Source organism: Cyanobium sp. LEGE 06113, from assembly GCF_015207615.1.
On record NZ_JADEWM010000004.1, the window covers coordinates 161,961 to 187,393 of the forward strand.

20 protein-coding genes and 1 pseudogene are annotated in these 25,433 nt (G+C 61.3%); 13 read left to right on the forward strand and 8 right to left on the reverse strand.

The features are described from left to right. The first annotated feature begins 3 nt into the window (after window positions 1-3). From IQ220_RS08655 to IQ220_RS08685, 7 genes are all read left to right on the forward strand, one after another. Window positions 4-1,134 carry a rhamnan synthesis F family protein gene (locus IQ220_RS08655; RefSeq protein ID WP_193914383.1) on the forward strand — a complete coding sequence of 377 codons (1,131 nt, stop codon included), beginning with the start codon at window positions 4-6 and terminating at the stop codon, window positions 1,132-1,134. Between the two features lie 63 nt (window positions 1,135-1,197). Beyond that, the gene (locus IQ220_RS08660; protein WP_370566392.1) at window positions 1,198-3,969 is read left to right on the forward strand and encodes a DEAD/DEAH box helicase; all 2,772 of its coding nucleotides are present in this window, start codon (window positions 1,198-1,200) and stop codon (window positions 3,967-3,969) included. Then, window positions 3,966-4,604 carry a DUF1997 domain-containing protein gene (locus tag IQ220_RS16535; RefSeq protein ID WP_193914386.1) on the forward strand — a complete coding sequence of 213 codons (639 nt, stop codon included), beginning with the start codon at window positions 3,966-3,968 and terminating at the stop codon, window positions 4,602-4,604. Before IQ220_RS08660 ends, IQ220_RS16535 begins: the two co-directional genes overlap by 4 nt. Beyond that, complete coding sequence (locus IQ220_RS08670) at window positions 4,522-5,427, forward strand: hypothetical protein (protein ID WP_193914388.1); 906 nt, start codon at window positions 4,522-4,524, stop codon at window positions 5,425-5,427. The genes IQ220_RS16535 and IQ220_RS08670 overlap by 83 nt, the downstream gene beginning before the upstream one ends. A gap of 3 nt (window positions 5,428-5,430) precedes the next feature. Beyond that, on the forward strand, window positions 5,431-6,222 hold the full coding sequence (locus tag IQ220_RS08675; RefSeq protein ID WP_193914390.1) for an ABC transporter permease: 792 nt from the start codon (window positions 5,431-5,433) through the stop codon (window positions 6,220-6,222). Window positions 6,223-6,484: 262 nt separating this feature from the next. After that, a complete protein-coding gene (locus tag IQ220_RS08680; protein WP_193914392.1) occupies window positions 6,485-7,768 on the forward strand; it encodes a sugar ABC transporter in 1,284 nt (427 codons plus the stop codon). Between the two features lie 6 nt (window positions 7,769-7,774). Then, complete coding sequence (locus IQ220_RS08685; RefSeq protein ID WP_193914394.1) at window positions 7,775-9,289, forward strand: glycosyltransferase; 1,515 nt, start codon at window positions 7,775-7,777, stop codon at window positions 9,287-9,289. Here the strand turns inward: IQ220_RS08685 and IQ220_RS08690 are convergent. The 3 genes and pseudogenes from IQ220_RS08690 to IQ220_RS16540 form a co-directional block, all read right to left on the reverse strand. After that, window positions 9,246-10,193, reverse strand: coding sequence for a hypothetical protein (locus IQ220_RS08690; protein ID WP_193914396.1), 948 nt, complete (start codon window positions 10,191-10,193; stop codon window positions 9,246-9,248). The genes IQ220_RS08685 and IQ220_RS08690 overlap by 44 nt on opposite strands. A gap of 17 nt (window positions 10,194-10,210) precedes the next feature. Next, window positions 10,211-10,531: a hypothetical protein gene (locus tag IQ220_RS16050; protein WP_255510892.1), complete on the reverse strand. Its 321-nt coding sequence runs from the start codon at window positions 10,529-10,531 to the stop codon at window positions 10,211-10,213. Window positions 10,532-10,555: 24 nt separating this feature from the next. Further along, window positions 10,556-10,801: pseudogene (locus tag IQ220_RS16540) on the reverse strand (glycosyltransferase family 2 protein); the annotation flags it as partial. Window positions 10,802-12,738: 1,937 nt separating this feature from the next. Here IQ220_RS16540 and IQ220_RS08700 point away from each other — a divergent pair. Continuing rightward, window positions 12,739-13,710 carry a glycosyltransferase gene (locus tag IQ220_RS08700; protein ID WP_193914398.1) on the forward strand — a complete coding sequence of 324 codons (972 nt, stop codon included), beginning with the start codon at window positions 12,739-12,741 and terminating at the stop codon, window positions 13,708-13,710. Here the strand turns inward: IQ220_RS08700 and IQ220_RS08705 are convergent. Together IQ220_RS08705 and IQ220_RS08710 are read right to left on the reverse strand one after the other, a co-directional pair. Continuing rightward, window positions 13,639-14,079, reverse strand: a complete 441-nt coding sequence (locus tag IQ220_RS08705) for a hypothetical protein (protein WP_193914400.1) — start codon at window positions 14,077-14,079, stop codon at window positions 13,639-13,641. The two genes, IQ220_RS08700 and IQ220_RS08705, sit on opposite strands and share 72 nt — an antisense overlap. 1,074 nt (window positions 14,080-15,153) lie before the next feature. Then, window positions 15,154-16,305, reverse strand: a complete 1,152-nt coding sequence (locus IQ220_RS08710) for a hypothetical protein (protein ID WP_193914402.1) — start codon at window positions 16,303-16,305, stop codon at window positions 15,154-15,156. Between the two features lie 351 nt (window positions 16,306-16,656). Here IQ220_RS08710 and IQ220_RS08715 point away from each other — a divergent pair, with 351 nt between their 5' ends. Continuing rightward, a complete protein-coding gene (locus tag IQ220_RS08715) occupies window positions 16,657-17,685 on the forward strand; it encodes a sulfotransferase family protein (protein ID WP_193914404.1) in 1,029 nt (342 codons plus the stop codon). On the opposite strand, the gene IQ220_RS08720 is transcribed toward IQ220_RS08715, so the two are convergent. Together IQ220_RS08720 and gmd are read right to left on the reverse strand one after the other, a co-directional pair. Further along, window positions 17,648-18,661, reverse strand: coding sequence for a GDP-L-fucose synthase (locus tag IQ220_RS08720; protein ID WP_193914406.1), 1,014 nt, complete (start codon window positions 18,659-18,661; stop codon window positions 17,648-17,650). The genes IQ220_RS08715 and IQ220_RS08720 overlap by 38 nt on opposite strands. Beyond that, window positions 18,658-19,815, reverse strand: a complete 1,158-nt coding sequence (gene gmd, locus IQ220_RS08725) for a GDP-mannose 4,6-dehydratase (RefSeq protein ID WP_193914408.1) — start codon at window positions 19,813-19,815, stop codon at window positions 18,658-18,660. Before gmd ends, IQ220_RS08720 begins: the two co-directional genes overlap by 4 nt. 185 nt (window positions 19,816-20,000) lie before the next feature. Here gmd and IQ220_RS08730 point away from each other — a divergent pair, with 185 nt between their 5' ends. Next, a complete protein-coding gene (locus tag IQ220_RS08730; RefSeq protein ID WP_193914410.1) occupies window positions 20,001-20,927 on the forward strand; it encodes a hypothetical protein in 927 nt (308 codons plus the stop codon). Between the two features lie 132 nt (window positions 20,928-21,059). On the opposite strand, the gene IQ220_RS08735 is transcribed toward IQ220_RS08730, so the two are convergent. Continuing rightward, a complete protein-coding gene (locus tag IQ220_RS08735) occupies window positions 21,060-22,472 on the reverse strand; it encodes a glycosyltransferase family 2 protein (protein ID WP_193914412.1) in 1,413 nt (470 codons plus the stop codon). A gap of 94 nt (window positions 22,473-22,566) precedes the next feature. Here IQ220_RS08735 and rfbF point away from each other — a divergent pair, with 94 nt between their 5' ends. The 3 genes from rfbF to IQ220_RS08750 are packed head-to-tail and all read left to right on the forward strand — an operon-like array spanning window position 22,567 to window position 25,421. Beyond that, the gene (gene rfbF, locus IQ220_RS08740; protein ID WP_193914414.1) at window positions 22,567-23,340 is read left to right on the forward strand and encodes a glucose-1-phosphate cytidylyltransferase; all 774 of its coding nucleotides are present in this window, start codon (window positions 22,567-22,569) and stop codon (window positions 23,338-23,340) included. Beyond that, window positions 23,337-24,419: a CDP-glucose 4,6-dehydratase gene (rfbG, locus tag IQ220_RS08745; protein ID WP_193914415.1), complete on the forward strand. Its 1,083-nt coding sequence runs from the start codon at window positions 23,337-23,339 to the stop codon at window positions 24,417-24,419. The genes rfbF and rfbG overlap by 4 nt, the downstream gene beginning before the upstream one ends. A gap of 3 nt (window positions 24,420-24,422) precedes the next feature. After that, complete coding sequence (locus tag IQ220_RS08750) at window positions 24,423-25,421, forward strand: hypothetical protein (RefSeq protein ID WP_193914417.1); 999 nt, start codon at window positions 24,423-24,425, stop codon at window positions 25,419-25,421. Window positions 25,422-25,433 lie beyond the last annotated feature (12 nt).

Here is a 25,433-nt window from a genome sequence, read left to right on the forward strand (position 1 = left end):
GACATGAGATCTGAGCCAAGCAAGAGCCATCCATTGTTGCCATCTGAGTTTGATGCTCAGTTCTATCTTTCGACGTGTTCCAAGGATTTGCAGTCGTTGGATCCAGATGCGGCCTATCAGCACTTTCGATCGCGCCGTGACGATCAAAACGTCTTCCCATCGGCTTCAGCATTCCTTAAGGATAAGCTATCGGATTCAAAGTTTCGAGGAGATGCAAAAAGAATCTGTGTATCATTTAACTGGAGAGACTATCGAGATCTGAATGAAGACTTGCGCTCCTTGAGCCCTCTTGAGGTTGTCAAGCATTATCTCGCAAATGGAATCTATGAGCCAAGGCAAATCCTAAGCTCGGCAAGATTGTTGGATCGGCGATTTGCAGTGCAAGCAAAGTTAGATCGGGTTGCCCCTGATGTTTCCATTCAAGTTGTCGTTCACTGCTATTATTATGACATTCTTTGCGGTTTGCATCTCTATCTCCGAACGCTGGCTCGGCTTGGAGCGAAGATTCTTGTCTTGGTTGTGAATGATCGTATTCAAGATTCAGTTATGGATGACTTCCTCGGCTCTCTCTGTACGGGGGGGCCTAATCATGAGTGGTTTCGCATGACGAATTATGGCGAGGACTGGTCGTCATTTCATTTGGCATTCCAGCAGGGCCTGCTCATCAAGTCTGGCGTAATTTACAAGATTCAGACTAAGAAGTCTGCCAATCTTGGCCCAGATGGCGGTGTTGCATGGACAGACGAAGCCCTTCAGCCAATCTGTGGCTCGTATTCAAATGTATTTGATACAACTGAGCTGCTGACACATGGTATGCGGTCCATTGTCGCGAGTTCCCTTTGCAGGCAAACAGGTTTTGGAGCCAATAAGAACATGCTTTATGACTATTTGGAGCAACTTGACTTGTCTGTGGATGCGGCCCGCAATGATTCTTTCTGCATGGGCTCCATGTTCGCGGCGGATGCAGGCTTTCTCCATCGCTACTTCTCAAGGCTTGGCCAAGTTGATTATAAGCAGGAGTCTGCCGGCGGAACAAAATTCTGCGGGCGCTATGTTGGCCATGCCATTGAGCGAACAATCTACTATTTCGCTAGTCAGGTAGATGGCAGTCAGGCCGTGGCTTGGGTGGATTGATCCATTTTGGATTGAAGTAACCTGGGCTTTGGTTGGTAATGCATTAGGCCCTCCTCAAACCCAATGGCAATGCTGGGAGGCAGCAACGAATCGGTTAGGATAGGTGAGCATCGATTGCGGTTTGCTTTGAACGCAGGACCTTTAGGCGCATTCAGCGATGGTCTTGTTCTGGATGACTTCCAGATGGCTGCAGTTGAAGCCTTGAATAATGGCCTTTCCGTTGTTGTCAGTGCTCCCACTGGAAGCGGCAAAACCCTGATTGGGGAATACGCCATTCATCGGGCACTCTCCCATAGTCATCGGGTGTTCTACACTACCCCCCTGAAGGCCCTATCAAATCAGAAGCTTCGGGATTTCAAGGAACAATTTGGTGATGATCGAGTTGGTCTGCTCACAGGTGATCTCAGTCTCAATCGAGATGCGCCAATTGTCGTGATGACAACCGAGATCTTTCGTAATATGCTCTATGCCGAAATTGATCATCCTGATGATGACCCGTTGCGGGATGTAGAAGCTGTTGTTCTGGATGAATGTCACTACATGAATGACACCCAGCGGGGCACCGTCTGGGAAGAGTCGATCATTCATTGCCCCCCATCGATTCAACTTGTGGCCCTCTCCGCCACAGTCGCCAACGCTGATCAACTCACTGATTGGCTCTGCCGCGTGCATGGTCCTACCCAATTGGTCATCAGCACCCACCGTCCTGTGCCATTGCACTTCAGCTTCTGCAGCGCCAAAGGCCTGCATCCTCTGCTCAATGATGCAGGTACGGATCTGCACCCGAACAGCAAAGTTTGGCGGGCCCCCAAGGGTGCTCGCCGCAAGGGCCCTGGCGCTGCCAGGTCTCCGCAGCCGGAGCCTGCACCGCTGGCTTTTGTGGTTCAGAAGTTGGCTGAGCGAGACATGTTGCCCGCGATCTACTTTATTTTCAGCCGACGCGGCTGCGATAAGGGAGTGCGTGATCTGGCCAGGCTGAATCTTGTGTCAGATGAAGAGCGCTTGCGTCTTCAGCAGCAATTGGATTCCTTCGCTGCCTCCAGCCCAGAGGCTGTTCGGGATGGCTATGCCGAGCCCCTCTTGCGGGGCATTGCCTCTCACCATGCTGGAGTGCTGCCGGCCTGGAAGGAATTGATTGAGGCTCTGTTCCAGCAGGGACTTATCAAGGTTGTCTTTGCCACGGAAACCTTGGCTGCAGGCATCAACATGCCGGCCCGAACCACAGTGGTGTCTTCACTCTCCAAGCGCACGGAGCGTGGCCATCGCTCACTGACGGGCAGCGAGTTTCTGCAGATGGCAGGACGGGCAGGTCGCCGAGGTCTCGACGTGCAGGGGTACGTGGTGACAGTGCAGAGCCGCTATGAGGGCGTGCGCGAGGCTGGTCAGCTGGCCACCGCACCAGCCGATCCACTGGTGAGCCAGTTCACGCCCAGCTACGGCATGGTCCTGAACCTGTTGCAGCGCTATGACCTCGCCAAGGCGAAGGAGTTGGTTGAACGTAGCTTTGGCCGCTATCTCGCCACGCTTGATCTGGTGGAGGATGAGGCTCGCATCAACGAGTTGATGCTCCAGCTCAGCGCCCTTGAAACCAATGCTGACGATGTGCCGTGGGAGGCTTTTGAGGACTACGAAAAGCAGCGGGGCAGGCTCAGAGAGGAGAGGCGCCTGCTGCGTACCTTGCAACATCAGGCCGAGGAGACCCTGGTCCATGAGCTTACGGCAGCGCTGCAGTTTGCCAGCGTGGGCACGCTGGTCAGCCTCAAGGCACCGCCGCTTCGGGGTCGAATCACCCCGGCGGTGATTGTGCGCAAGCCACCCGGGCCTGGCCAGTTCCCCTTGTTGCTTTGTCTGACGGACGACAACGTTTGGATTCTGGTACCTTGCAGTGCCGTTGTCAGCCTTCATGCCGAACTGAGCTGCCTTCAGGTGAGCGACCTTGAGACCACGCAACTCGTCCATACCGGCGAGATTCGCCATGGTGATCAGCAGAGTGGGGGGCTTGCCTTGGCCGTGGCCTCCATGGCGCGCCGGCACGACATGACCACTCCCCACTACGACCTGGCGGCCGAGGTGCGCAATCAGGCTGAGTGTGTTGAGGCTTTGGAGCGTTCCCTGACGACCCACGCCGCCCACCGTTGGGGGGATCGCAAGCAACTCAAGCGCCATCGCCGTCGCATGGAGGAGCTGAACGAGGAGATCGCGGAGCGCCAGAGGCTTTTGCACTTCCGCTCCAACCGCCATTGGGACACGTTCCTGGCACTGATTGAGATTCTTCGCTTTTTCGGTGCGCTGGCCGGTTCAGACGGGTTGCAACCTACGGATGTGGGGCTCACCGTGGCTGCATTGCGGGGCGACAATGAGCTCTGGCTGGGCCTGGCCCTGATCAGCGGCCATTGTGACGAGCTCGATCCAGCCGAGCTGGCCGCCACGCTTGAGGCCATTTCCACCGAGGTCAACCGGCCTGATCTGTGGTGCTCCTGGGGGCCACCGCCTGCGGTGGAGGAGGCCCTCCACAGCCTGCGTGGGATGCGCCGTGAGCTCGGTCGACTGCAGGAGCAGGCCGGGGTCGTGGTTCCGATCTGGTGGGAACCTGAGCTCACCGGACTTGTCCATGCCTGGGCGTCTGGAACCCCCTGGGCCGACTTGATGGCCAACACGTCACTCGATGAGGGCGATGTGGTGAGGGTGTTGCGCCGCACGGTGGACCTGTTGGCCCAGATTCCCTATGGGGTCGCCGTCAGCCAGCGGCTCCGTGACAATTCCCGCTCCGCCCTGAAGGCCATCAATCGCTTCCCGGTCTGTGAGCTTGAAGACCTGCTCCCTACGCTGCCATGAGCCGTGAACTGCTCCGGCTGAGTGAGTCGCGTCACTGTCTGGTCGACCTGTTCGGTGCGGCGCCGTTGGCGCAGCAACGCCCTCAGGCAAGCGATGCCCTCCTGCGTGCCTACCTGAGCCACCCTGGTCGGGTGTTGACGGCCCTGCTCAGCCGTCAGCGACTGAAGAGGCTGTCCGCGGGGCGTTTCCACTACTCCTCCAAAGCCATTGTGGCGGGTCCATGGCAGCTCCAGCCCCAGTTCTGGTTTAACGCCAGTTGGAGCGGTGACAGCGTGCAGATCCAACTCGTGGACTGTCAGCTCCAAGGCCTGCCCGATTCGGGCCCCGGGCAGGGAGTACGCCTCGAACTTGAGGCTTGCCTGCGGGCTGAGAACGCCATGCTGGTGGCCTCAGCCACGGCAGCCCTTGAGTTGCAACCGGGGCCGCTCACCGGCTGGCTGCCCAGGCCGCTGTTCGCGCTGTTGGGCAGGCAGGCCCTGCTGGCCTGCCTGTCAAGGCTTGAATCCCGCTGCCAGAGGCGGCTACCATTAAGCGCCCTTGCCTGGATGGACCGTGGCGAGCTCGCAGTTCAAGGCATTGCGGCTCCTGCCAACCAGGAGCCCTTCCGATCTCGAACAGGGCACTGTCGTCTTTGACCAGGTCAGCAAGCGGGTTTCTCTGGGCGGTGGCCGCACGCTTACAGTGCTGGATGATCTCTCCCTCACGATCGAGGCAGGAAGCAAAATCGCCCTTTTTGCGGCCTCAGTGGAGACCAGTCGTGCCTTTCTGAACTGCCTGGCGGGGCATGAAATGGTCAACGGCGGCGACCTTCTGGTGGGAGGTTCGTCGTCCTGGTTGATCGGCTCCAGAATGCCTCTGATGCCTGTACTCACGGGCCGGGCTAATGCAGAATTTCTCGTTTCTGTTTATGGGGTCTATGAAGACGATGAGCGAGAGGTTGATTTCATAAGGAAGCTTTGTGGCTTGGGTAGTTCTTTTGATGAGCCCCTTGAAAAGTATACCTCGGGCATGAAAGATAGGTTGAAGCTGGCGTTGTCTTTGGCTTTTCAGTTTGATGTCTATCCCGTGATGCGATGGGATGGTTGGAATTGTCGGGCTGATGTCCCTTTCATGAATCAAGTCAGGCGACTGGTTGATCGCCGCTTGGAGGGGAGAACATTGGTTGCAGAGGCATCAAACTCTCAAAACTTTGCATTGGACTACTGCAATGAAGGCATTGTACTGAAGGATGGAGCTATCATTTACAGGGGATCACTTGATGATTGTGCTGTCTTGGCAAAAGAAGCCCAGGCAGCGCGAAAGGAGAGATCACTGTCTCGGCATTTAAGGCAGCATTCAGATGTTGAAGAGGATCTTCAGGGCACCATGGATGATCTGCTTGAGGCACCGATCTTTGATGGACTACAATCTCCGCAGCCGAGTCAGACAGTGCGGCAACCTGCTCGGGAGGTTGGCTGACTGATGATTATTCAGAAACTACTTCTTCAAGTTCGGATTGTCAACGCGATTGCCAGGCGCGAACTGCAAATGAGAGCGGCAAAAGGTCCGATGGGTGTACTGGGAGTGTTTGTAGAGCCACTTCTCTTTATCGCTATCTTCATGTCATTTCGCCTTTTTGGTAGTCAAGCGAGTCTCCAGCCAGACTATATCAACCCCGTGCTATGGATGGCCATTGGGTTTGTCGGATTTTTTATGTTTTCGGAAGTGGCGCTGAAAGCTCTTGGAGGAGTCAAAAAGAGCACAAAACTCACCTATTACAGCCGAATTCGCCCTATCGACTACCTACTTGGCTCTGCCATTCTTGATACCCAGGTCTTCTCGCTTTTGTTGCTTGCATTTATATTTTCCTCATTTGTGTACGAATGGAAGCCAATCGTTGAGGAGCCAGGACTTGCAGTATTTTACTTTATCATGCTCTCGTTACTTGCCTTTGGCGTTGGCTTGGTCACACTGATCATCGGACATCGTTTGCCATTTGTTGCCAGTATTGCCAGGACGGCGGTGAGGCGTCTACTCCTATTCACGTCTTGCATCTTCTTTTCGATCAGCACCATCCCCAACATCTTCCGAGGCTGGATTCTCTGGAATCCGTTGGCCCATGGCATTGAACTACTGCGACATTCGTTCAATAGTGACTATCCCATACCTGGCGTTTCAGCCGTTTATCTGATAGGCTCTACATTGTTTTTGCTGGGGCTTGGATTCTTTATCTATGGCAACAATGAAACTCTTTTGCTGGCAGACGAGGAGTAGATTCCGTGTCCAGTTCTTCTAAATATTCTGCACTTCATTTTACCTTGAGTCTCTCTCTTCCCTCTTGCCTGTGGCCTATGTACTTGCCCTCAGGTTTAACCGCCAGAGGGATGAATGTGCCAAGCTTTGCTGCTGATTCTTTTGTGATACAGTATTTGGAATGATCTACGATCGCTCTCCCAATTCTGCACCTCTCCCTAGGCCGGTGCGCGCCAGGCGAGAGCGTCGGCTCAGCTGGCGCGATCGTAGCGAGATGCGTGCCATGGAGATCGGCATGGTGGCGGGAGGTCTGGCCAGTCGTGTCGGCCACTCCCTGTCAGGCATCATGCGTGCCATCGGTTTTGCCGAAGACGAGCTTCCCAATGTGGGCCGCCCCCCACGCCATGAACCGTCCGGGTCTCCCGTCGATTCTGCCCAGGATGAAGGGCGACGTTGGAAAGGGCTGACTCCCGAGCAGCGTCGCTGGTTGATCCCTGGGCCAAAGCGGATTGCCGCCTTGGTTCTGGCGGGCGGGGTTCTCTACTTTGGAGTGATCGGCCGCAATCGCTATCAGGTCACGTCGGATTTCATTGTCCGATTACCACAAGCCCCTAACAACGTTACTCCCTCCCTGCTGGGTACCGTTCTTGCCGGTCCCACGATGCTGGGTTCCCTCGAGGATGGCCGATTCCTCTCTGTCTATCTCACATCGCCAGAAGTGATGGAGAGAGTCTTCCTGAGCTTGAAGCCTGAGCAGACTTACGCCAGAAATGGCACTGATCCTTTTGCAGGCCTTCCCAAGAACGCAGCCTTTGACCAGCAGCTGGCATTCTTCCGTCGTCAAGTGAGTGTGGTGCCGCAGGATCTGACGGGCGTCATTCAGATGACGACCACCGGCTTGAACCCAACGACGGCCTTCAAGCTTAACCGCTTACTTCTGGATGAGGCGGAAAATTTTCTCAACACCTCCAACCAGAACATCAGCCGGAATCAGCAGACGTTTGCTGAACAGGAACTTGAAAATGCCCGTGAGCGGCTTGCCAAGGCGCAGCAGGCTTTGGCTGCTTTCAATGACCGTCAAGGCGAGATCAATCCCGAGGCTGCTGCTGAAGCCACCAGCCGCTTCATTGCTGCCATGGAAGCCAGGTTGATTGATCTTCAGGTGGAAGAAGGTCGCCTGAAGCGACAGTTTCTTGATCCAAATGGCCCCGAAGTATCCTTTGTTGCTGACCAGATTGCTGAGCTGAGGCAACAAATAGATGTAGAGCGCTCCAAGCTCGTTGGCTCTGATGCGAAGAACTTCAACCAGAAGTTGGTCGAGTCTAGAAATCTCACCACCGAGGTTGAGTTTGCAGAGGCTTCTGTCAAGGCCGCCCAGCTTGCTGCTGACAACAGTCGTCTTGAAAGTCAGCGCCAGCTGAAGTTCCTGGTCCTGCTCAGTAATCCGGAAACTCCATCGGGGCAGTCCCTTGATTGGCGGTGGAAGGGGTTGCTCTCCCTCGTGGGTCTGCTGCTCGTGGGTTGGGGTGTGGCCAGCTTTGTGCTTGGTATCTCCCGGCGTCAGTAACAGCGCTTGTTTGGTCGCCGCCGCAGCCAGCAGGATTTTGATCGTCTGCGCGATCAGAGGGATCTGGCACGTCGCCAGAGGGACCGACTGGCGCAACGTCTTAAGCGTGTCTCCAAGCAACTGTCAGAGGAAAAGGCGAAAGCCCTTCTCCCTCCCTACGCACGCCTGGATCTGCTCACCTACCGCGATGATGGCCCGCAGCGGTATTGGCCGCAGAGAGACTCGGTTCTGACCCTTGCTGTAGACCCCGGTTCCCACGTGGCCTTTGCCACTGTAGCCAATGACCGCTTCCTGCCAGGTCTGCGCGGTTTGCTGTTGTCCTTGCTGTCGGTCTATCCGGATCTGTCCAGTCCATTTGTGGTGTTTCACGATGGCTCACTGAATCAGCTGGATCAGGCTGAACTGCTTGAGCTTTATCCCCGTATCAGCTTTGAGGCGCCGGATCCGAGCTGGGTCTCCGTCCTGCCGCGAGACTCCGCAAACCGCGAGCGGATTGGTGTCCTCGGCTATCTCAACACCTATGCCCTGAGCCTTCGCGGTTATGAGCGCGTCATTGTGCTCGATTCCGATGTTCTGGTGTTCGGATCGCTGGATCGCCTCTGGGCTCCAGGCTCGGCCTTCCGGGTAGTGATTGATTGTGGTGCCAACCCATATGGCGTTGTCAGTGGTCATACCGGCCGGCCTGTGATCAATTCGGGGCTGATCTCGATTCCGGGATCTGCTCTGACCGACACCATGTTCACCCGCATGCAGGCCCTGATTCGATCGAGTGCTGATTCCGTCTGCCCTCATCTGGATTTGTTTGCCGACCAGAAAGTGTGGAATCAGTTGCTGATGGATCAGCCGGTTGAACTGCTGCCGATCAATTTCAACTGCAACATCAAATATGTTGTTCAGTTTCTCGAAGGCTGCATTGAAGGCCTGGCGCTGGTGCACTTTGCCGGGCCCAAGCCCTGGCTGCGGCATGAGCAGCTCCGCGGCCGTTCCAAGTCGGTCACCGATCACTGGCTGTGGATCAGAACCACCCGCCGGCTCACGTGGGCCTGGCGCCTGCGCCAGTTTCAGGCCTGCAGCGGAGGGCTGACTGACTGGGCTGACTCAGGCGACTGGAAGGGCACGACCCGCCCCGCTGTGGCTGCTTTCCACCCGCAGGCTCTGCTTGATTCGGGTCAGCAAGCCGCCTCCTGGCACCTTGTGATCCACAGTGCGGAGCAGCTCTGCCCTGCCTGTGGCGGCCAGCCCCGGTGGCCAGCGGACTGGATACCAGGCCTGAACAGCCTGGCGCAACAGCAGCCGCTGACGCTCTGGGCGCCGTTTAGTCTTCGCCACCTGCTCCAGGTTGCAGGGATGCCCGCTGGCGCCGAGTGCCGCTTCATCCTGATGGAGTTGCCCTTCAGCGCTGTCGACCTCACCGCGTCAGCGCAGCCAGGCTTTGCTCCCTGGTCGGGCTCAGCCGAAGCCTCTATGCGCCGGGCCGTCAGCCAACAGCTGGGCGCCTCGAACCTGCACTGGCTGGTTTGAGGGACGACCCGCTCGGCTGGCCCTGCTTGCCGCTGAGGGGGTAGATGCTCGCATCCATCAGTCGCTCGAGTACGGCGTCATTGCCGCCCCGCTTGTTGATCGTCAGAAACAGGCTGTGGGGCGCCTGGCTGTTGCGGTGAGGGCGGATGCGCCGACCGGCAGCGGTGAGTTCAGGAAATTCGAGGCTGAGGGAGGCATTCAACAAGGCGCTCGGCACCCCCAGCAACAGGGTGTGGTGCTTGAACCAGAGGTCGTCGGCATGGCCCGCCAACTGCAGGGCCTGGCGCCAGTTCAGCACGTCGCGATGCAGCTGGCTCAGTCGATAGCAGATGCCGTCCTTGCCCGTGGGCACGGTGAGCGGGTGGGGCTCGGTGAGCGTGGGATCGTGTTTGATCCAGCGGTGGTACGGGGCAATCCTCCCCTCTTCCACCACCATGCGGCGGCCCCGGAAGCCCACCACGCAGTTCAGCCTGTCCTGGGCATTCAGCAGCCGGCGCAGCCAGTTCCGGGGATACAGGGTGTCATCGTCGGCCGTGATCAGGTAGGGATCCAGGGCTTTTATTCGATCGTCGAGCAGGCCGATCAGGGGCAGCAGTTTGCGATAGGAGCCGGTGTTCTCCACAAAGTGGCAGTGCAGCTTGATCCCCCGCTGGCGCGACTGGCGTTGGCGGTCTTGGAGGAAGCGTGGAAGCGCTGTGAAGCCCAGATCCAGCAGGTAGGGGTCATGGGAGAGGAACAGATGCAGGGAGACGGGCCTGGCGTCAGGGGGCAGGGACTGCCGCAGCAAGCTGTCCAAGGTGCGTTTCAGCGCCCTTTCCCGGCCCCGGATCGAGGTGAGTCCGATCAGCACGGGTGCGGTGCTGCGGCTCCCTGCGGCATCGCCCCTGGCTGCGGCGTTCCGCATCGCTGCTGCTGAGGGTGTCACACCAGGTGCTCCCGTCTGATCAGCCGACGCCAGGTGGACATCCGCAGGCTGCAGCCGTATTCAAAGCCAGAGGAGATTGTGTCGGCTCCACCGCGCATCAGATAGAGCGGTTGGCCCAGCCGGGCGATGGCCCCCTCGCCGAACTGGCGTTGCAACCTGCTGCGGAACTCCACATCGCCGCGGGAGCGTACGGGGTAGAACCCCCCCAGGGCCACCGCCGTGTCCCGTCGCACCATCAGGGAGGTGATGCCATCGCCGATGGCACGGAAGCCGTCGCCATCGGGTTGGGGCTGGCCACTGAGCTCCTCGAAGCGCACATGCTGGCTATAGCAAGCCAGGGCCCCCTGTGCCAGGGCCCTCGCCTGGTGGTCCAGGCGCAGGGGGTGAGAGAGGTCGTCGTCGTCCTGAATGGCGAGCACCTCCGAGCGGCAGGCGGCAAGGGCCAGGTTGCGGCAGGCGTACTGGCCCTGGTTACGTTCCTGCCGCAGCAGGAGCACCGGCAGCCCGTGGCCGTAGCGGAAAAGATCCAGGAGCTGCTCCAGGGCTTCACCCTCCCCCGCCGGCGAGCCGTCATCCACCACCAGCACCTCGGCTGGGGGAAGGGTCTGGAGGCGCAGGGCCTCCAGGCTTGCCTCAGCCGACCCAGATCCGGGCGGAAGGTGGTGATCACCACGGCAATCCGCACGGCTCCGGGCGCGGCGGATCCGGGTTGGGGGCCGTGGCGCCGCCAGTGCTCCAGGATCCGATCAAAGGCCTGAGCCACCCCCTCGCCTGGGGGGAGCAGCGGCATCAGATCGGGCACCCCGCAGGCCTCGCCATAGAGGCGCAGCAACGAGGTGGTGTACGTGCCGAAGCCCGAGCAGGCCGCCGCCAGAAGCGGCTCCTCAGCCCCAGCCAGCCAGCAGCGGCTCGTGTCGCCGGGGTTCATCTCCTGCACCCGCCGCAGCAGATTCGTGCGGTCCCTGACTCCGCTGGTGAGGCGCAGCAAGGCCAGAAGCTGCAGCCGCAGCAGTTCCTTGCCCTGCGCTTCCGAATCCGCGCCTGGCTGACCGGCCGTCTCGGTCGGTGGCACGAGGTAGCGATGCAGGCGCATGGTGCCGGCCAGCACGGCACCGCCATGGCTGGACAGCCAGCTGACATCGAGTCGAAACCGGCGCAGGTCTCGTAGCAGGGCTTCCAGCAGATCGGCCTGCCACCACACGCGCGGCAGCAGTCGCTCGAACAGCTGCACCAGGGCCTGCTGCCGCTCCAGCGGCAGCAGGGTCACAGCGGCGCCGTCCAGCAGCAGCAGGCCCTTGAGCAACAGCAGACAGGCTGAGGGTGGCTGCCGCTGGGGTAGTTGACTGCAACTCTCCAGACTGAGTTGCAGCACCAGCTCGCGCAGCAGCTGCAGGTTGCTGCCGGCTCCCCGCACTGCTTCGGCCAGTTGACGTTGCAGCAGGCGTCGCCGCTTGCCATCGCCGCGGCTTGAGGCCAGATCAATCTCCTGGACCACGCTGTCGATGGCTGCGGCCAGCGTCGGCACGGCGGTGGTGGCTTCGCTGCTGCAGGTCTCACTGTCGATGCAGCGGATCAACCTGGCAGCTCGCTGAACCGGGTCTGGGAGCTGCAGAGCCCGCTCCAGCATCCGCCCCCGCAGTTTGCAGGCGATGGCGCTCAGCTCGGGGTCGCGGCTGTTGAGGGCGCCGACCAGCGTTTCGGCCAGGTCCCAGACCCAGTCGAGCCTGCAGGCCTGCTCTGGTGCAGTCGCTTCAGGGCCAGCCTGCCTGAGCAGTGCCTCCAGGTCTGAGGCGAGCGCGGCCGTGAACGCCGCCTGCTCGTGCTGGGGGAGCAGGTGCACCAGGGCCGCAAGTTGATCGGCCTGTTCCGGGCTGAGGGGAACGTCGGTCCGGATCCAGCCGGCGGCGTCAACCGGCGGGCGCCAGGGGGGCGTGGGCCAGCTGCGCGGGGCGATCTGGCGCAGCAGGCGACGCTCGCTCTGCAGCAGGGCCAGGGCGGTGGGGATCACCTCGGCTGTTGGCGGTGCCAAGGGCCCATCAGGCTCGTGCAGCAGCGGCTCCAGCAGGTTCAGCCAGAGATCCAGCTGGGCGCGGTAGGCCAGGAGCTCCTCCTCCAGATGGGACCGTCGCTCGGCGGTGGCTGTTGCGGCAGACCAGCTCAGCGCGTTCAGGGTCAGGCAGGTTCCACCGGCAGCCACCAGAAGCTCTTCCAGGCTGGGGACCAGCTCGGCCTCCGCCAGCCCACGAGCCCAGCTCAGGGGCAGCAGGGCGATCAGAGACGGGGAGGAGGGGCCGGCGTCAGCCCCGGGGCCAGGCGGCAGGGTCAGCTCCAGGCTGCGGGCGGGCTGCTCCGGCCCCAGGGCTGCCCCTGGGAGCAACAGCACCGCGTCGAGGCCTGAGCAGAAGCGGTACCTGCTCACCCCAGGCAAGGCATGGAGCCGCTGGATCAGTCCTTGCAGGTTCAGGCGTGTGTGAACGTCCAGAACGGGGGCGGGAGAGGATGGCAATCCATCTTCGCGCCCCGATTGAGGTCCCTCGACCTGCTGATCGCCGCCCCGAGCGACCCCGCCGGCCTGGCGGGCTGGGGGGATGTGGCCTTCGCCCAGAGCCTGCAGCGGGCCCTGCGCGGCTGTGGCCTTGCCACACGCCTGCTGTTTCGCGACACCTACGAAAGCGCCACCCCCCCTCCCGCCGGCACCGGGCTGCTGCTGCTGCGGGGCAAGTTCCGTCCCCGCCCCGAGTGGCTCAGCGAGGCCACCTACTGCACCCGGCTGCTCTGGCAGATCAGCTGGCCGCTGGACATCAGCGCCGCGGAACTGGCCAGTTACGACAGGCTGTTCGTGGCTTCAGCCCAGGACCGGCAGCGCCTGGCCTACCTGAGCGGCAAGCCCACCCATGTGCTGCCCCAGGCCACGGACTTCCGGATGGCCGGTTCCCCGCGGCTGCCCAGCCGGGGGTTGCTGTTCGTGGGCAACACCCGTGGCTTGGTCCGGCCCCTGGTGCTGGGCTTCGGCCGCAGCGGGCTGCCGCTCACCCTGATCGGCAGCGGCTGGGAGGCCTACGGCCTGAGGGCGGAGCGGCAGAGCATCAGCAACCACGCCCTCCCGGCTCTCTACGGCGAGAGCCTGGCGGTGCTCAACGACCACCACGGCGCCATGCGTGATTTCGGCTATCTCAACAACCGGGTCTTCGATGTGCTGGCCTGCGGGGTGCCCGTGATCACCGACATGGCGCCAGGCTGCCCTGAAGCGCTGCTGCCGGGGATCGTCGTGCATGGCCCCGATGACGACCCCCAGGCCACGCTGGCTGAGGTGATGCGCCGCCGCTCCAAGCCTGGACTGCTGCAACGGGTCAGCCGGGTCGTGGCCCGTGAGCACAGCTTTCAGGCCCGGGCCGAGGCGTTGCTGGCGGCCTGCGGCCTTGGCTCAGGATTGGTTGACGCTGGCGGCTGGACGCGAGGGGCTGCCCTGGCTGCCCCCGCCGATCTCTGGCCCTGAGGGAAAGCCGGCCTGTTGGAGCAGCTGCTCCACTTCGGCGATGTAGAGCTGAAACCCCTCCAGCTGCAGGGCCTGGGCCCGTAGCTCTTCGGGGAATTCGACAATTGGATCAGGCTGGCCAGCCTTGACGTCCCGGCGCAGTTTGAGGCTGGCGGCCTCGGCCATGAGCTCGTCAAACCTGGGGAAGTCCGGGTCCTGAAGCAGGGCTCGGCTCAGCTCCCTGGCCGCGACCACGCCCTTTCTGTTGGCCAGAAGCTCCTGAACGCGGGTCAGCTTGGCCTTGCGCCAGCTGCGCCAGGCTTCAGGCGCACGCCGCTCAGGATGCTCCAGAAGGATCGCCAGCCGTTGGTGGGGCGTAAGGGGTCGCAAGAGCCTGAGCCGCCGAGCGATCTTCTTCAGTGGCCAAAAAAAGCCGCGTCGGCGCGATGCCTCTGGTGTGGCTCTAGCCATGGTCTTTAGGGATGGCATTTCAGCCGACTCAGGCTACCGAGAACATGTGATGGCTACCTGGCCCGCCAGAAACTCCCTACCCAGCCTTTCGGCCCGGTCCCGACATCCCCACCGTTTGTATGGTCACCGCAGGCTGGTTGATGAGCAATCTGCCAGCGGCGGCCACCTGCACCTGTAGGAATCCTGCCCTCTATGGCTCCCCACCAGCATGGGTTGCACAACAACGCCATGAGCTGAGGGCCTAACCCCTGGCATCGCTACTCCTAACTGCCGGTGAATCTCCTGATCAGTTCTATGCTGTGTTGATCATCAAGTGGTCCAGATGACTATTGTCTGGTTCGCCTATCGCTTTCTCTTCTGTAAAACAATGAAGACGGCGGGCGCTGCGCTCGAGGTGTCCAGTGCCTCACGTCTGCCTGCCACGGATGTGGTGACACCACTGGTACCCCTTGAGCCATCGGCCCAGAAACTTCAGGCACCAAGGCGTCAGATTGCGTAACCATGTTCCCTTTGCCAGAAGCAGAGATGTCTTCGGCAATGATGTTGAAGGCTTTTCAGTCTTTTGCATTGAGCGTCATCCGGTGAAAAATGTCTTTCTCACTATGCCATGGTTCGGCATTCGCCCAAGCATCTGAAACGCAGTGAGTTCCAGGGGATGTCTTGGTCGGATTATATGCAACACGGTGTTTTCCCGATTGATTTGGCGCGGTATGCTTCGCCGGATCAGTCTGGTGGCTGAGTCCCAGATATGTTTGTGATAATCAATTTTACCAAGCTGTAAAATGGCGTTGCCAAATTTCTGCTGGAGTGCGGATTGCGTGATTCTAAGATGATTCCTAAGGCGAAATCGGGATTGAGGAAAAGGGCGGGGGCCCTCGGTTGCAAGATGTTTCAGGGGCACAGGTAGAGACCATCATGCGGAAGTTTCAGGTCTCCAACGATTTCTTGGCCAAGCACTTTGGAATTGTTTATGGCGCCTGCCCCGGTTAGGTCTCATGCCGGCTGGCCAGCATGTTGGAGGGCCTTTTTCAGCTTGCTGTTTTCCGCTGCTTTCTGGGCCATTCTGTGAAGCACATGAAGACTGAGAGCATGGTAGGCCTCGGTCGAAATATTTTCCACAAGATAGGCAACTTCTTGAAGGGCGCCGGTGAGATCACTGGCAGGAGGGGAAGGGACTCGCGGTGGTGAGAGAAGGGCTTGCCTGAGGCGATCATAGTCAATCTGTTGATAGTTCAATCCAAACTCCGTGGACAGTTGGAGAAGCTCCTGAGCGTGACAATCTTCAATGAAGTGGCGCCACTCCTGGTGAAGGCGAGGCGGTTCAAACCGGTCCATGCCACTGCACTCCTGCAAGATAAGAATGAGCTGACGGGTGTCAGGAGTAAAGATATTTGCTTTCTCCCTGTGAAACATTCGTCGATAGTTCAGCAGCAGGGCCATTCCCTCGGCAGTCATCGACAGATTTCGGTTGCTCTTGGTTGTTGTCGCAGGGTTCTTCTCGCGGCTTTGATCAGCATCAAGGCCAAAAATTGATTGCAGGAAATCATCCACCACAGAACTCTGAACAAGGCTGCTGCGCTCGTAGGCGCGGTACAGAGTGCAGCCGGGGAATACGGAATTCCAAGTTCTCAGTACATGGGAAAAATGTTGCTTCCAGCCTATGGGTGATGGCAGCTCATGATGGGCTTTAATAGATTGTTGAGCGCTGGATAGAAACAAAGAGCCTGGATCTCTGACGTAGGCGAGGACTAGGAACTGTGTGACGCCGTGGCACTCCAGAAATTGTCTTAGCTCTTGAACACTTGCGGCATCAAGCCGAGTGAGGTATTCATCACTGAAGATCAGGGTGTTACAGGAGTCGTGGCAAGCAATCTCTTGGGCGAGTAGTTGTTGTTGTAGTCGGCGATGGTGATCGTACTCAGTATCCGAATGAAAGCGCATGCGATCCACGCGACTGATGCTGCCCCGATGGAATGAGAAATACAGCGTGCGGTGGTTGAGGCCAGTTTTGGCACCGGTCATCCCTAGGCTCAGGATGCCGTGATCTTGCCACCGCTCGTAGTGAGCTTTGAGGAAGGTCTGGATTGAGGATGATCCAGCCTTGGGGGCACCTATATGGATGATGGCCCTGCGTTCCTGCTGCATACTCGCTGATCACCTGCCTATGGTTCGACCAGTCAGGACGGCTCTCTTGTCGGTGTCTTGAGATGTATGCCGGCCGGAGAGAAGCTGTTGGCTGGTTAGCCTTGGGACTATATCATTTAGACGGCATCATGATCATGCCTTGGAGTCGTCCCTGGCTTGTCTACGGCTGTGAAGCCCATCGCCTTGAGCCTTTCTGTACGGTTCAGCGCCGAGGCTTTCAACATGTTACATTGCGAAATCTCTTCTAAAAGCAGCGCTTCTGATGAGATCTCTTGAGAGATCAGTAGGATAGGTAGGGTTAGTCCATTTCTACGGTCTGTAGAGTGTTCCCCTCATGAATGCCCCAGTCCAATGACAGTGTTTGTGCTGCGTCCAGCCCGGCAGGGACAGAAAGTGACGCGACGCATTCTGAAGAGTCTCGGCTTGGCTGTCACGGAGGCATCTCCTGGGGCAGAGGGTGTGGCGGACTACGACGTGTTCATGGGGGCGGGGCTTGTAGGACAGTATCAAGACCTCGCCGAGCGCTTCCCCTCCGCTCGGTTCATTCTTCTGTGCCACTTCGGCGGTGATGCTCAAGACAGGCCTATCAGCCAGCGCGTCAGTGCATTCTGTGACGATGTTAAGTCCTTTTTTGCGGCTGAGCCCGAGCGCTTGCTGACCGTGGATTTACCGAGTCCTGAGGCAAAGGCGGCCCTCAAGCAGTTCCTGCACCTGCCAGAGCCCAACCCCGTCGTGCTGCCGCCCCAGAGTCGGGCCGCCAGGCGTCTGCGGCAGCAACGCCGTCGCCGCACGAGCACGAAGGTGTTCTGCATCGGCTTCCATAAGACCGGCACGACCAGTCTGGAGCGGGCTCTTGAGTATCTAGGCTATCGGGTGATTGGACGCAAGCGGCTCAAGGGGCTTTACAGCCATGCCGACTTGTTTGAGGCATGTTGTGATCTCGTCCCTCGCTATAATGCCTTTCAGGATAATCCTTGGCCGTTATTCTATCGAGAGCTGGATCAAAGATTTCCAGGCAGTAAATTCATTCTTACCGTTCGTCCCCCTGAGGCGTGGTTGCGTAGTCAGGTGAAGCACTTTGGCGTAAAGATGTCACGAATGCGCCAATGGATCTATGGAAAGGGATGCCCTGAGGGTAATGAGGCGGTTTACCTCACCCGCTACAACAACCACAATGCCGCGGTCGTTGACTATTTTCGCGAGCGCCCAAGAGACCTTCTTGTGATTGATCTCACAGCCGGAGCTGGCTGGACGGAAATCTGTAGGTTTCTGGGCCATTCGCTGCCAAATGTTCCCTTTCCTCGCTCCAACACGGCGGCTGATCGGAAAGAGCGCAGCACATTTACAGACGCGTGGATTCCCCCTGGGCAAATTCCTTAGCCACCTGCTGGATTCCCAGTGGCAGTGACACCTTGGCCTGCCAGCCGAGGCCCTTCAGTCGCGTTACATCCAGAAGTTTGCGAGGAGTCCCATCCGGTTTGCTCGTGTCCCACTCAATGTCTCCCTGAAATCCCACTGCATCGGCCACCATCTCTGCCAACTCCTTGATCGGCTGGTCTTCACCGGTGCCCACATTCAGGAAGCTAAGCAACTGCCCATCGCTTCGCTGTGGAGCCTCTTCCGCTGAGGGATTCCAATGCTCAAGGCAGTACACACAGGCATCGGCCAGATCGTCCACATGCAGAAACTCTCGGCGCGGCTGGCCTGTGCCCCAACAGGTCACGGAGTCGGCGCCGCTGATGCGAGCCTCATGAAACCGACGAATCAGGGCTGGCAGAACATGGCTGTTCTGCGGGTGATAATTATCGCCTGGGCCATAGAGATTGGTAGGCATCAAGCTGATGGCATCAAAGCCATGCTGAAGCCGCAGTGCTTCGCATAACTTGATGCCGGTGATCTTGGCAATAGCGTACCACTCATTGGTGGGTTCAAGTGGGCCATTCAGCAATTCCTCCTCTCTGATGGGCTGGGTGGCAAACTTTGGATAGATGCAACTGCTGCCGAGAAACAACAGGCGACGCACACCGTGTTGCCAGGCAGCCTCAATCACATTGAGCTGAATCTTGAGATTGTCCAGCAGGAAGTCGGCGGGATAAGTGGAGTTGGCCACAATGCCGCCAACCTTGGCGGCGGCGACTACCACCACATTCGGCTTCTTCTGCTGAAACCATGACTTGACGGCCTCGCCGTCGCTGAGGTCGAGGCTGGAGCGATCAGCGGTGAGCAGATTGGTGAAACCCTGCCGCTCAAGGGCCCGGCAGACGGCGCTGCCGGCCATGCCCCGGTGTCCTGCCACAAAAACTTTGTCCTGTCGATGGAGCAACCCACCGGATGCCTGGCCGGTGCTGGTGCTCATGCCTTCACCTTCGGACTCACGGCATTGGGGTTGGTTGGGGGGTTCTCCATCGACCCCACCACGGTGAACCCTTCCCGCTTCAGGGTGGCTTCCTTGGAGGCCTCCAGCTTGTCGCAGGCGACCATTTCCTCCACCAACTCCTCGAGGCTTGTGGTCGGAGTCCAGCCGAGTCTTTCATGGGCCCGGCTTGGATCTCCCAGCAGGGTTTCCACCTCTGCAGGCCTGAAGTAGCGGGGGTCGATCCGCACCACGGTGGCACCGGTGTCGGTGCGGCGGCCCACTTCTTCGAGACCTTCCCCCTGCCAATCGATGGCCGGGCCACCGGCTGAACCCTGCCAGCCCACCGCTGCTGCGGCCAATTCGATGAATCGGCGCACACTCTCCTGCCTTCCGGTGGCGATCACGAAGTCTTCAGGAGGGCCTTCCTGTTGCAGCATTCGCCACTGCATCTCGACATAGTCGCGGGCATGCCCCCAGTCCCGCAGGGAGTCGAGGTTGCCCATGTAGAGGCATTGATCCAGGCCTGCATCAATTCTTGCCAGCCCCCTCGTGATCTTGCGTGTCACAAATGTCTCACCCCTGCGCGGCGACTCATGGTTGAACAGAATGCCATTACAGGCATACATGCCATAGGCCTCCCGATAATTGACCGTGATCCAGTAGGCATAGAGCTTGGCGACTCCATAGGGACTTCTGGGGTAGAATGGTGTGCTCTCCTTCTGGGGAATCTCCTGCACCAATCCGTAGAGTTCGCTTGTGCTCGCCTGGTAGATTCGGGTGCGTTCAGAGAGCCCGAGAATCCTCACGGCTTCGAGAATTCTGAGCGTGCCCAGGCCGTCGCTGTTGGCAGTGTACTCGGGCGCTTCAAAACTCACTTGAACGTGGCTCTGGGCCCCCAGGTTGTAGATCTCATCAGGCTGAACCTGCTGGATAATCCTAATCAGGTTGGTGCTGTCAGTGAGATCGCCATAGTGCAGCACCAGGCGCGGATCACCGACATGGGGATCTTGGTAAAGATGGTCGATCCGGCTAGTGTTGAAACTGCTAGATCGGCGCTTGATGCCATGCACTTCGTAGCTCTTATCAAGCAGCAATTCGGCCAGATAACTTCCATCCTGGCCTGTGATCCCGGTAATCAAGGCTGTCTTGCTCATGCCGTTGCTGGGGCCTCAGTGATCCTCTGCCCGCCATTGTGGACTGTGCATGGCCAGCCTCCAGACAATGCGGAACAGCGGCCTTGTGTTGGTGATGGCCGGGGTGGGGAGCAAGATAGGTCGGTGAGCCTGGGTGGCCTGTGAGTGCACTTCGGATTGCCCCCCCTCCCGGGGCTGCGGATCCCGTGCTGGAGCCGGTCCTGCAACGGGTGCTGAACGTGCTGCTTGCCGCCGACCTGCCTGTGGAGCAACTGGAGTCCTGGGAGGCCGTGGAATTGGGCCTGGGCCCCGTGGCCGTGCTCTACCCCACCCCCGACCAGGCCCTCTGCGCCGACCTGCTGCAGTCCGAGGGCGGCCTGGCCGGCCACTACGCCCGTCTGGCCGCTCTGGCCTCGACCTGGGCGTCGACAGAGCCGCAGCTGCGTCTAGTCAACCTGGCCCTTAGCTCCGTGCCCCAGCTGGTTGGCTGGGCGGTGGCGGCGCTGCAGGGGGGACCGCTGACGGACCCCCCACCGGCATGTCGCGACGGCTATGGGGCTGACCTGTTCGGCCAGGATCTGTGGTTTCGACCTCAGCCCGAAGCCCTCAACGCCGTGATTGCTCTGGACCTGCTCCAGAGCCAGCCGCAGATCCTGCCGACCTACCTCAGGCTGGACGGCCATTCCCTCGCTGCTGGTGCTGAACGGCGCCCACCCGACCATGACTGCCTCTCGCGCCTGGAGGCGTCGGCCCAGCCAGAGCGGTTGCTGGAGCAATGCCAACGCTTGGCCCGCTTTGAGGCTGACCTGCACGATCTCGGCCTGGAGCTCGGAGCAGCTCGCGCCGAGCTGATTGATGCCGCCTGGATCCGGGAGCAGCTGGCGGAGCAGCTGCAACAGATGGAGGCCGCCCTGGCGGATCTGGCGACGTGCCAAAGCGACCGTCTCCACCTCAGGCAACAGTTGGAGGCCGAGCAGCTCAACCAGGCGGAGCTGCTGGCCAACCAGCAGCAGATCCAGGCCGCCCTGGAGCAGGCGGTTCAGTTCTCCCGCAGCCAGGACGCTCTGCACGACTCGGCCCTGAAGGTGATCAGGGGGTTGCAGCGTCAGCAGAGCTTGATCGGCAGGGCCTGACCACCGGACGCGGCGAGCGCAGCCAAGCGGGCCGGTCCGGCCGGTCGTTGTCCAGATAGCCCACCAGTTCCAGAGCATCGGCGGCAGCAGCACTGGCCAGGGAGCCCTGCTCGGGGTGGGGCCAGCGGGCGATCAGCCTGCTGCGGTTGGCCTCGATGAAGCGATAGCGGCCCGGACTCGACCCTTCCGGGTGGATGACCAGGCTGCCCGGCTCCACACTGAAGTCACCACCAAAGCGCTGCCTGAGCCGGTGGCAGAGATCGGTGTCTTCCTGGCCGTTGAGATAGCCCACATCGAAGCCCTGCACGGCGGCGAACTCCCGAGCACGCAGCAGTAGACAGGCTGCTGTGGCGGCCGGGGTGCGGCGACGCTGCAAGAGGGGCGCTGCGGCGGCGCTGCATGCAGGGCCAGGCCCAGGGGGCTGGCCTGGCCGAAGACGATGCCCAGGCACTGCACCTGGCCTGCGGGGGTGAGCAGGGCCGGTTGGACGCCGCGGCACCGCGGGTCCTCCAGGGCACTCAGCAGCGGGGGCAGGGCCCCAGCTGCCATGCGGGCATCGCTGTTCAGGAACAGCACCCTGCTGCCGCGGCTGGCCGCGAAGCCGAGGTTGCATCCCAGCGCGAAGCCGAAATTGCTGGGCTGCCGCAGCACCCGCACGCGGCGATCGAGCCTGGGTGCCTCATCCAGAACGGCGCAGGTGCCTGCATCGCCGTTGCCGTTGTCCACCAGCAGGATCTCCAGCTTCTGGGAGCCCTGCATTTGCCCCAGGTGCTTCAGGCAGTGGCCTAGTTCCGTCCCCGCGCCCCACACGGGAATCACCACGGACACCAGCTCGTCATCTCGGCTCTGCTCCTGGACTGAGCTCCAGCAGAGCCGCCGCCGTTCCTGCAGCAGGTTCTCGTGGCAGCGGCGCCGGGCCTCCTGCCAGTGGCGGGGATGCTCGGTGGGCTCCAGGGGGGCCTCGAGCTCGATGGCCAGGCCGGGCAGCCATGGCCAGCGGTGCCAGCTGAGCAGCCAGTCGCGCCCCAGGGCCAGGCGAATCCCCCGCTCCAGGCGGGCCTGGGGTTCTTCGCGGCCGTTGAGGGGGTGGTACCGGCCATGGCCATCGGCGATCAGCTGGCCATCGAGCCAGAGCAGGGCGGGATGCGGGTCTTCGCCAGGGGCCTCGCCATCGAGCACCGCCACCACGGTGCTGTCCCAGACCAGCAGATGCAGCAGGCCCAGCCGCAGGGTCGACGGGCTGGCCGCCGAGAGCTCCAGCTGGTGGGCCGGATGGGCCAGCACCCAGGCCAGCAGGGCCTCGGGGGTTTCCGGCAGGGGCCCCTGGGTGCGCAGCCGTTCCACGCCGTCACGCTCAAGCTGGGCGATGAGGGCCTGGCGGGCCTTCCGGGTGCACAGGGGCCGCAACCCCGGCGACGCTTCGGCCACCTGCAAGAGCTGCTGCAGGGCCCTGCCCGGCTCACCTGAGCCCATCAGCCGCGAGGCCTGCAGCAACCGGCGGCTGGCCTCGGGCAGCCAGACGAGATCGGGAGGGGCAGCAGCCATGGCTTCAGGCGCGGCGGGGGGCAGAGGTGTTCAGCCGCGGGCATCGGAGCCGTGGCCACCACGGCTTAAAGTGCCACCACGCCTGGGTTGCCGCATGAAAGCTGTCATCCTCGCAGGCGGTTTGGGCACCCGCTTCTCCGAGGAGACCCAGGTGCGTCCTAAGCCCATGGTGGAGGTGGGCGGACGGCCGATCCTGTGGCACATCCTCAAGATCTACAGCGCCTTTGGCATCAACGACTTTGTCGTGTGTTGTGGCTACAAGGGCTACATGATCAAGGAATACTTCGCGAATTATTTTCTTCACACCAGCGATGTCACGTTCCACATGGATGAGGGCAATCGCATGGAGGTGCACCACCAGAAGACCGAGCCCTGGAAAGTGACCCTGGTGGATACGGGAGAGAGCACCCAGACCGGCGGGCGGCTGGCCAGGGTGCGTCCCTATCTGGGGGATCAGTCGTTCTGCTTCACCTATGGCGATGGTCTCGCCGATGTGGATGTGGAGGCCCTGGTGCAGCACCACGCCAGCCAGGGCCTGCAGGCCACGCTCACGGCCGTTCAGCCACCAGGGCGCTATGGCGCCCTCCATCTCGAAGACCAGCGGGTGCGCCAGTTCCAGGAGAAGCCTGATGGCGACAATGCCTGGATCAACGGTGGTTTCTTTGTGCTGGAGCCCTCGGTGTGTGATCTGATCGGCGATGACGCCAGCGTGTTCGAGGCCGACGTGCTGCCGCGTCTGGCGGCGGCTGGCCAGCTCTCGGCCTTCCGCCACAGCGGCTTCTGGCAGCCGATGGACACCCTCAGGGAGCGCAACCGTCTCGAAGCGCTCTGGCAGGGCGGGCAGGCTCCCTGGAAGCGCTGGCCATGAGCATCGATCCGGCCTTCTGGGCCGGCCGGCGGGTGCTGCTCACCGGCCACACCGGTTTCAAGGGGGCCTGGCTGGCCCTCTGGCTGCTGCAGCTCGGGGCGAGGGTCGAAGGGCTGGCCCTGCCGCCTGAAGCCACCACCAGCCTCTATGGCGCTCTGGAACTCGAGCACCGCTTCCCGGAGCAGCTCCAATCCCACCTGCTCGACCTGCGCGATGCCGAGGCCGTGGCTGCAGCGGTGCGGCACGCCCGCCCCCAGGTGGTGCTCCATCTGGCGGCCCAGGCCCTGGTGCGGCGGGGCTACGCCGATCCCCTCGGCACCTGGGCCACAAACGTGCAGGGCAGCCTGCATCTGCTGGAAGCCCTCAGGTGCCTGCCCCATCCCTGCGCTGTGGTCATGGTGACCACCGACAAGGTGTATGAGAACCGGGAGTGGCTGCATGGCTACCGGGAGCCCGACCGGCTCGGAGGCCATGACCCCTACAGCGCCAGCAAGGCGGCCGCCGAGCTGGCCATTGCCTCCTGGCGCAGCAGTTTCTGCGGGTCGGGCGCCCATCAGACCCCCCATCTCGCGATCGCCACGGCCAGGGCTGGCAACGTGATCGGCGGGGGCGACTGGGCTCCCGATCGGATCGTGCCCGATGCGATGCGCGCCTGGGCTGCAGCGGAGACCCTGGACCTGCGCCACCCCCGGGCCACCCGTCCATGGCAGCACGTGCTCGAACCCCTGGGCGGCTACCTGCAGCTGGCGGAAGCGCTGAGCCGGCATCCGGCGGCTTTCGCCGAGGCCTGGAACTTCGGACCGGGGCTGGAGTCGAACCGCACGGTGCAGGAGCTGGTGCTGGCCCTGCAGCCCCACTGGCCTGGCCGCTGGCGCGATTGCAGCGGCCCTGGGGCTCCCCATGAAGCCGGCCTGCTGCACCTGGCTATCGACAAGGCCGTCAGCCGGCTGCTCTGGCAGCCCCGCTGGGACTTCGCCACCACCGTGGCCCGCACGGCCGGCTGGTACCGACAGGTGTATGAAGGGGCGTCACCCCTGGCGTGCTGCCAGGCCGACCTGGAGGCCTATGGGGCGGGCTGAGCCATGAATGACCACGTTCAGAGTGTCTTTGCCGAACGCCATCAGCTCGACCTGCTGATGATGCGTGGGAACAGGATTCCCTCCCCCACCGCCCATCGCCGGCGCAGCGATCCCTATGGGGTTCATCTGGGCACGGGAGCCACCCCGGAGGCGTTCGATGGCAGGGTCGACGCCCTGCGCATCCACCGCCTGGAGCGCTTCTCCAACAGCCTCGCCCAGCTCTGCCATGCCTCTCACCTCGCCCGTCGGATCGGTGCCAGGGTGCTGGAGGTTCCGGATGCCTGGTACCTCCGCCGAGGCTCCACGCGTCTGGCCAATGGCCTGGAGGTGATCAATGGCCTCAGCCATTTCCCCCCCGAGCACACCCGGCTGGAGGGGCGCTTCTTCTACTGCCATACCCTCGGCGCCCTGGCCCATCCGATGCCCGGCTTCCGCAGCCTGCTGCAGCAGTTACGCCCCGCCATGACCCTGGCGCTGGAAGGGCAGGCTCTGCCGGACGACCACCTGGTGGTGCACATCCGCTGCGGTGACATCTTCGATCGCCACCCCCATCCAGGCTACTACCAGCCACCGCTGGCCTTCTACACCCTGGTGCTGCAGCAGCGGGCCTGGGCCCATGTGCACCTGGTGTTCGAAGACTTCGGCAATCCCGTGGTGCTGGCTCTGCAACAGCACTGCCGCTCCCTGGGCCTGGAGGTGACTCTGCACAGCTGGGGCCTGGAGCGTGACATCGCCTTTCTGGTGCGCGGGCGGCATTTCGTGGCGGGACGGGGGACCTTCATGCAGGGGGTGGTCGCCCTCTCCCCCCATGCGCGAACCGTCTACAGCTTCTGGCCCTTCGATCCCGACCATGGCTGGGGACTCGACGGCGTGACCAATGTGCTGATCGAAGACCGCAAGGGTCGCTACCTGCGCAAGCTGCGGCCATGGCGCAACTCCCGCCTGCAGCGGGCCTTCATGCTGGCTTACCCCGAGCGTCTGCTGGATCAGCGAACGGCCTGATCAGCGGACCTG

Excerpts from the sequence above, each read along its gene's own strand:
- rfbG (WP_193914415.1), top strand. The coding sequence starts at position 23,337 with ATGAGCATCGATCCGGCCTTCTGGGCCGGCCGGCGGGTGCTGCTCACC.
- IQ220_RS08715 (WP_193914404.1), top strand. The coding sequence starts at position 16,657 with ATGACAGTGTTTGTGCTGCGTCCAGCCCGGCAGGGACAGAAAGTGACG.
- IQ220_RS08690 (WP_193914396.1), bottom strand. The coding sequence starts at position 10,193 with ATGCGGAACGCCGCAGCCAGGGGCGATGCCGCAGGGAGCCGCAGCACC.
- IQ220_RS08735 (WP_193914412.1), bottom strand. The coding sequence starts at position 22,472 with ATGGCTGCTGCCCCTCCCGATCTCGTCTGGCTGCCCGAGGCCAGCCGC.
- IQ220_RS08675 (WP_193914390.1), top strand. The coding sequence starts at position 5,431 with ATGATTATTCAGAAACTACTTCTTCAAGTTCGGATTGTCAACGCGATT.
- IQ220_RS08660 (WP_370566392.1), top strand. The coding sequence starts at position 1,198 with ATGGCAATGCTGGGAGGCAGCAACGAATCGGTTAGGATAGGTGAGCAT.
- IQ220_RS08710 (WP_193914402.1), bottom strand. The coding sequence starts at position 16,305 with ATGCAGCAGGAACGCAGGGCCATCATCCATATAGGTGCCCCCAAGGCT.
- rfbF (WP_193914414.1), top strand. The coding sequence starts at position 22,567 with ATGAAAGCTGTCATCCTCGCAGGCGGTTTGGGCACCCGCTTCTCCGAG.
- IQ220_RS08720 (WP_193914406.1), bottom strand. The coding sequence starts at position 18,661 with ATGAGCACCAGCACCGGCCAGGCATCCGGTGGGTTGCTCCATCGACAG.
- IQ220_RS08680 (WP_193914392.1), top strand. The coding sequence starts at position 6,485 with ATGGAGATCGGCATGGTGGCGGGAGGTCTGGCCAGTCGTGTCGGCCAC.
- IQ220_RS08750 (WP_193914417.1), top strand. The coding sequence starts at position 24,423 with ATGAATGACCACGTTCAGAGTGTCTTTGCCGAACGCCATCAGCTCGAC.
- IQ220_RS08655 (WP_193914383.1), top strand. The coding sequence starts at position 4 with ATGAGATCTGAGCCAAGCAAGAGCCATCCATTGTTGCCATCTGAGTTT.
- IQ220_RS16535 (WP_193914386.1), top strand. The coding sequence starts at position 3,966 with ATGAGCCGTGAACTGCTCCGGCTGAGTGAGTCGCGTCACTGTCTGGTC.
- gmd (WP_193914408.1), bottom strand. The coding sequence starts at position 19,815 with ATGAGCAAGACAGCCTTGATTACCGGGATCACAGGCCAGGATGGAAGT.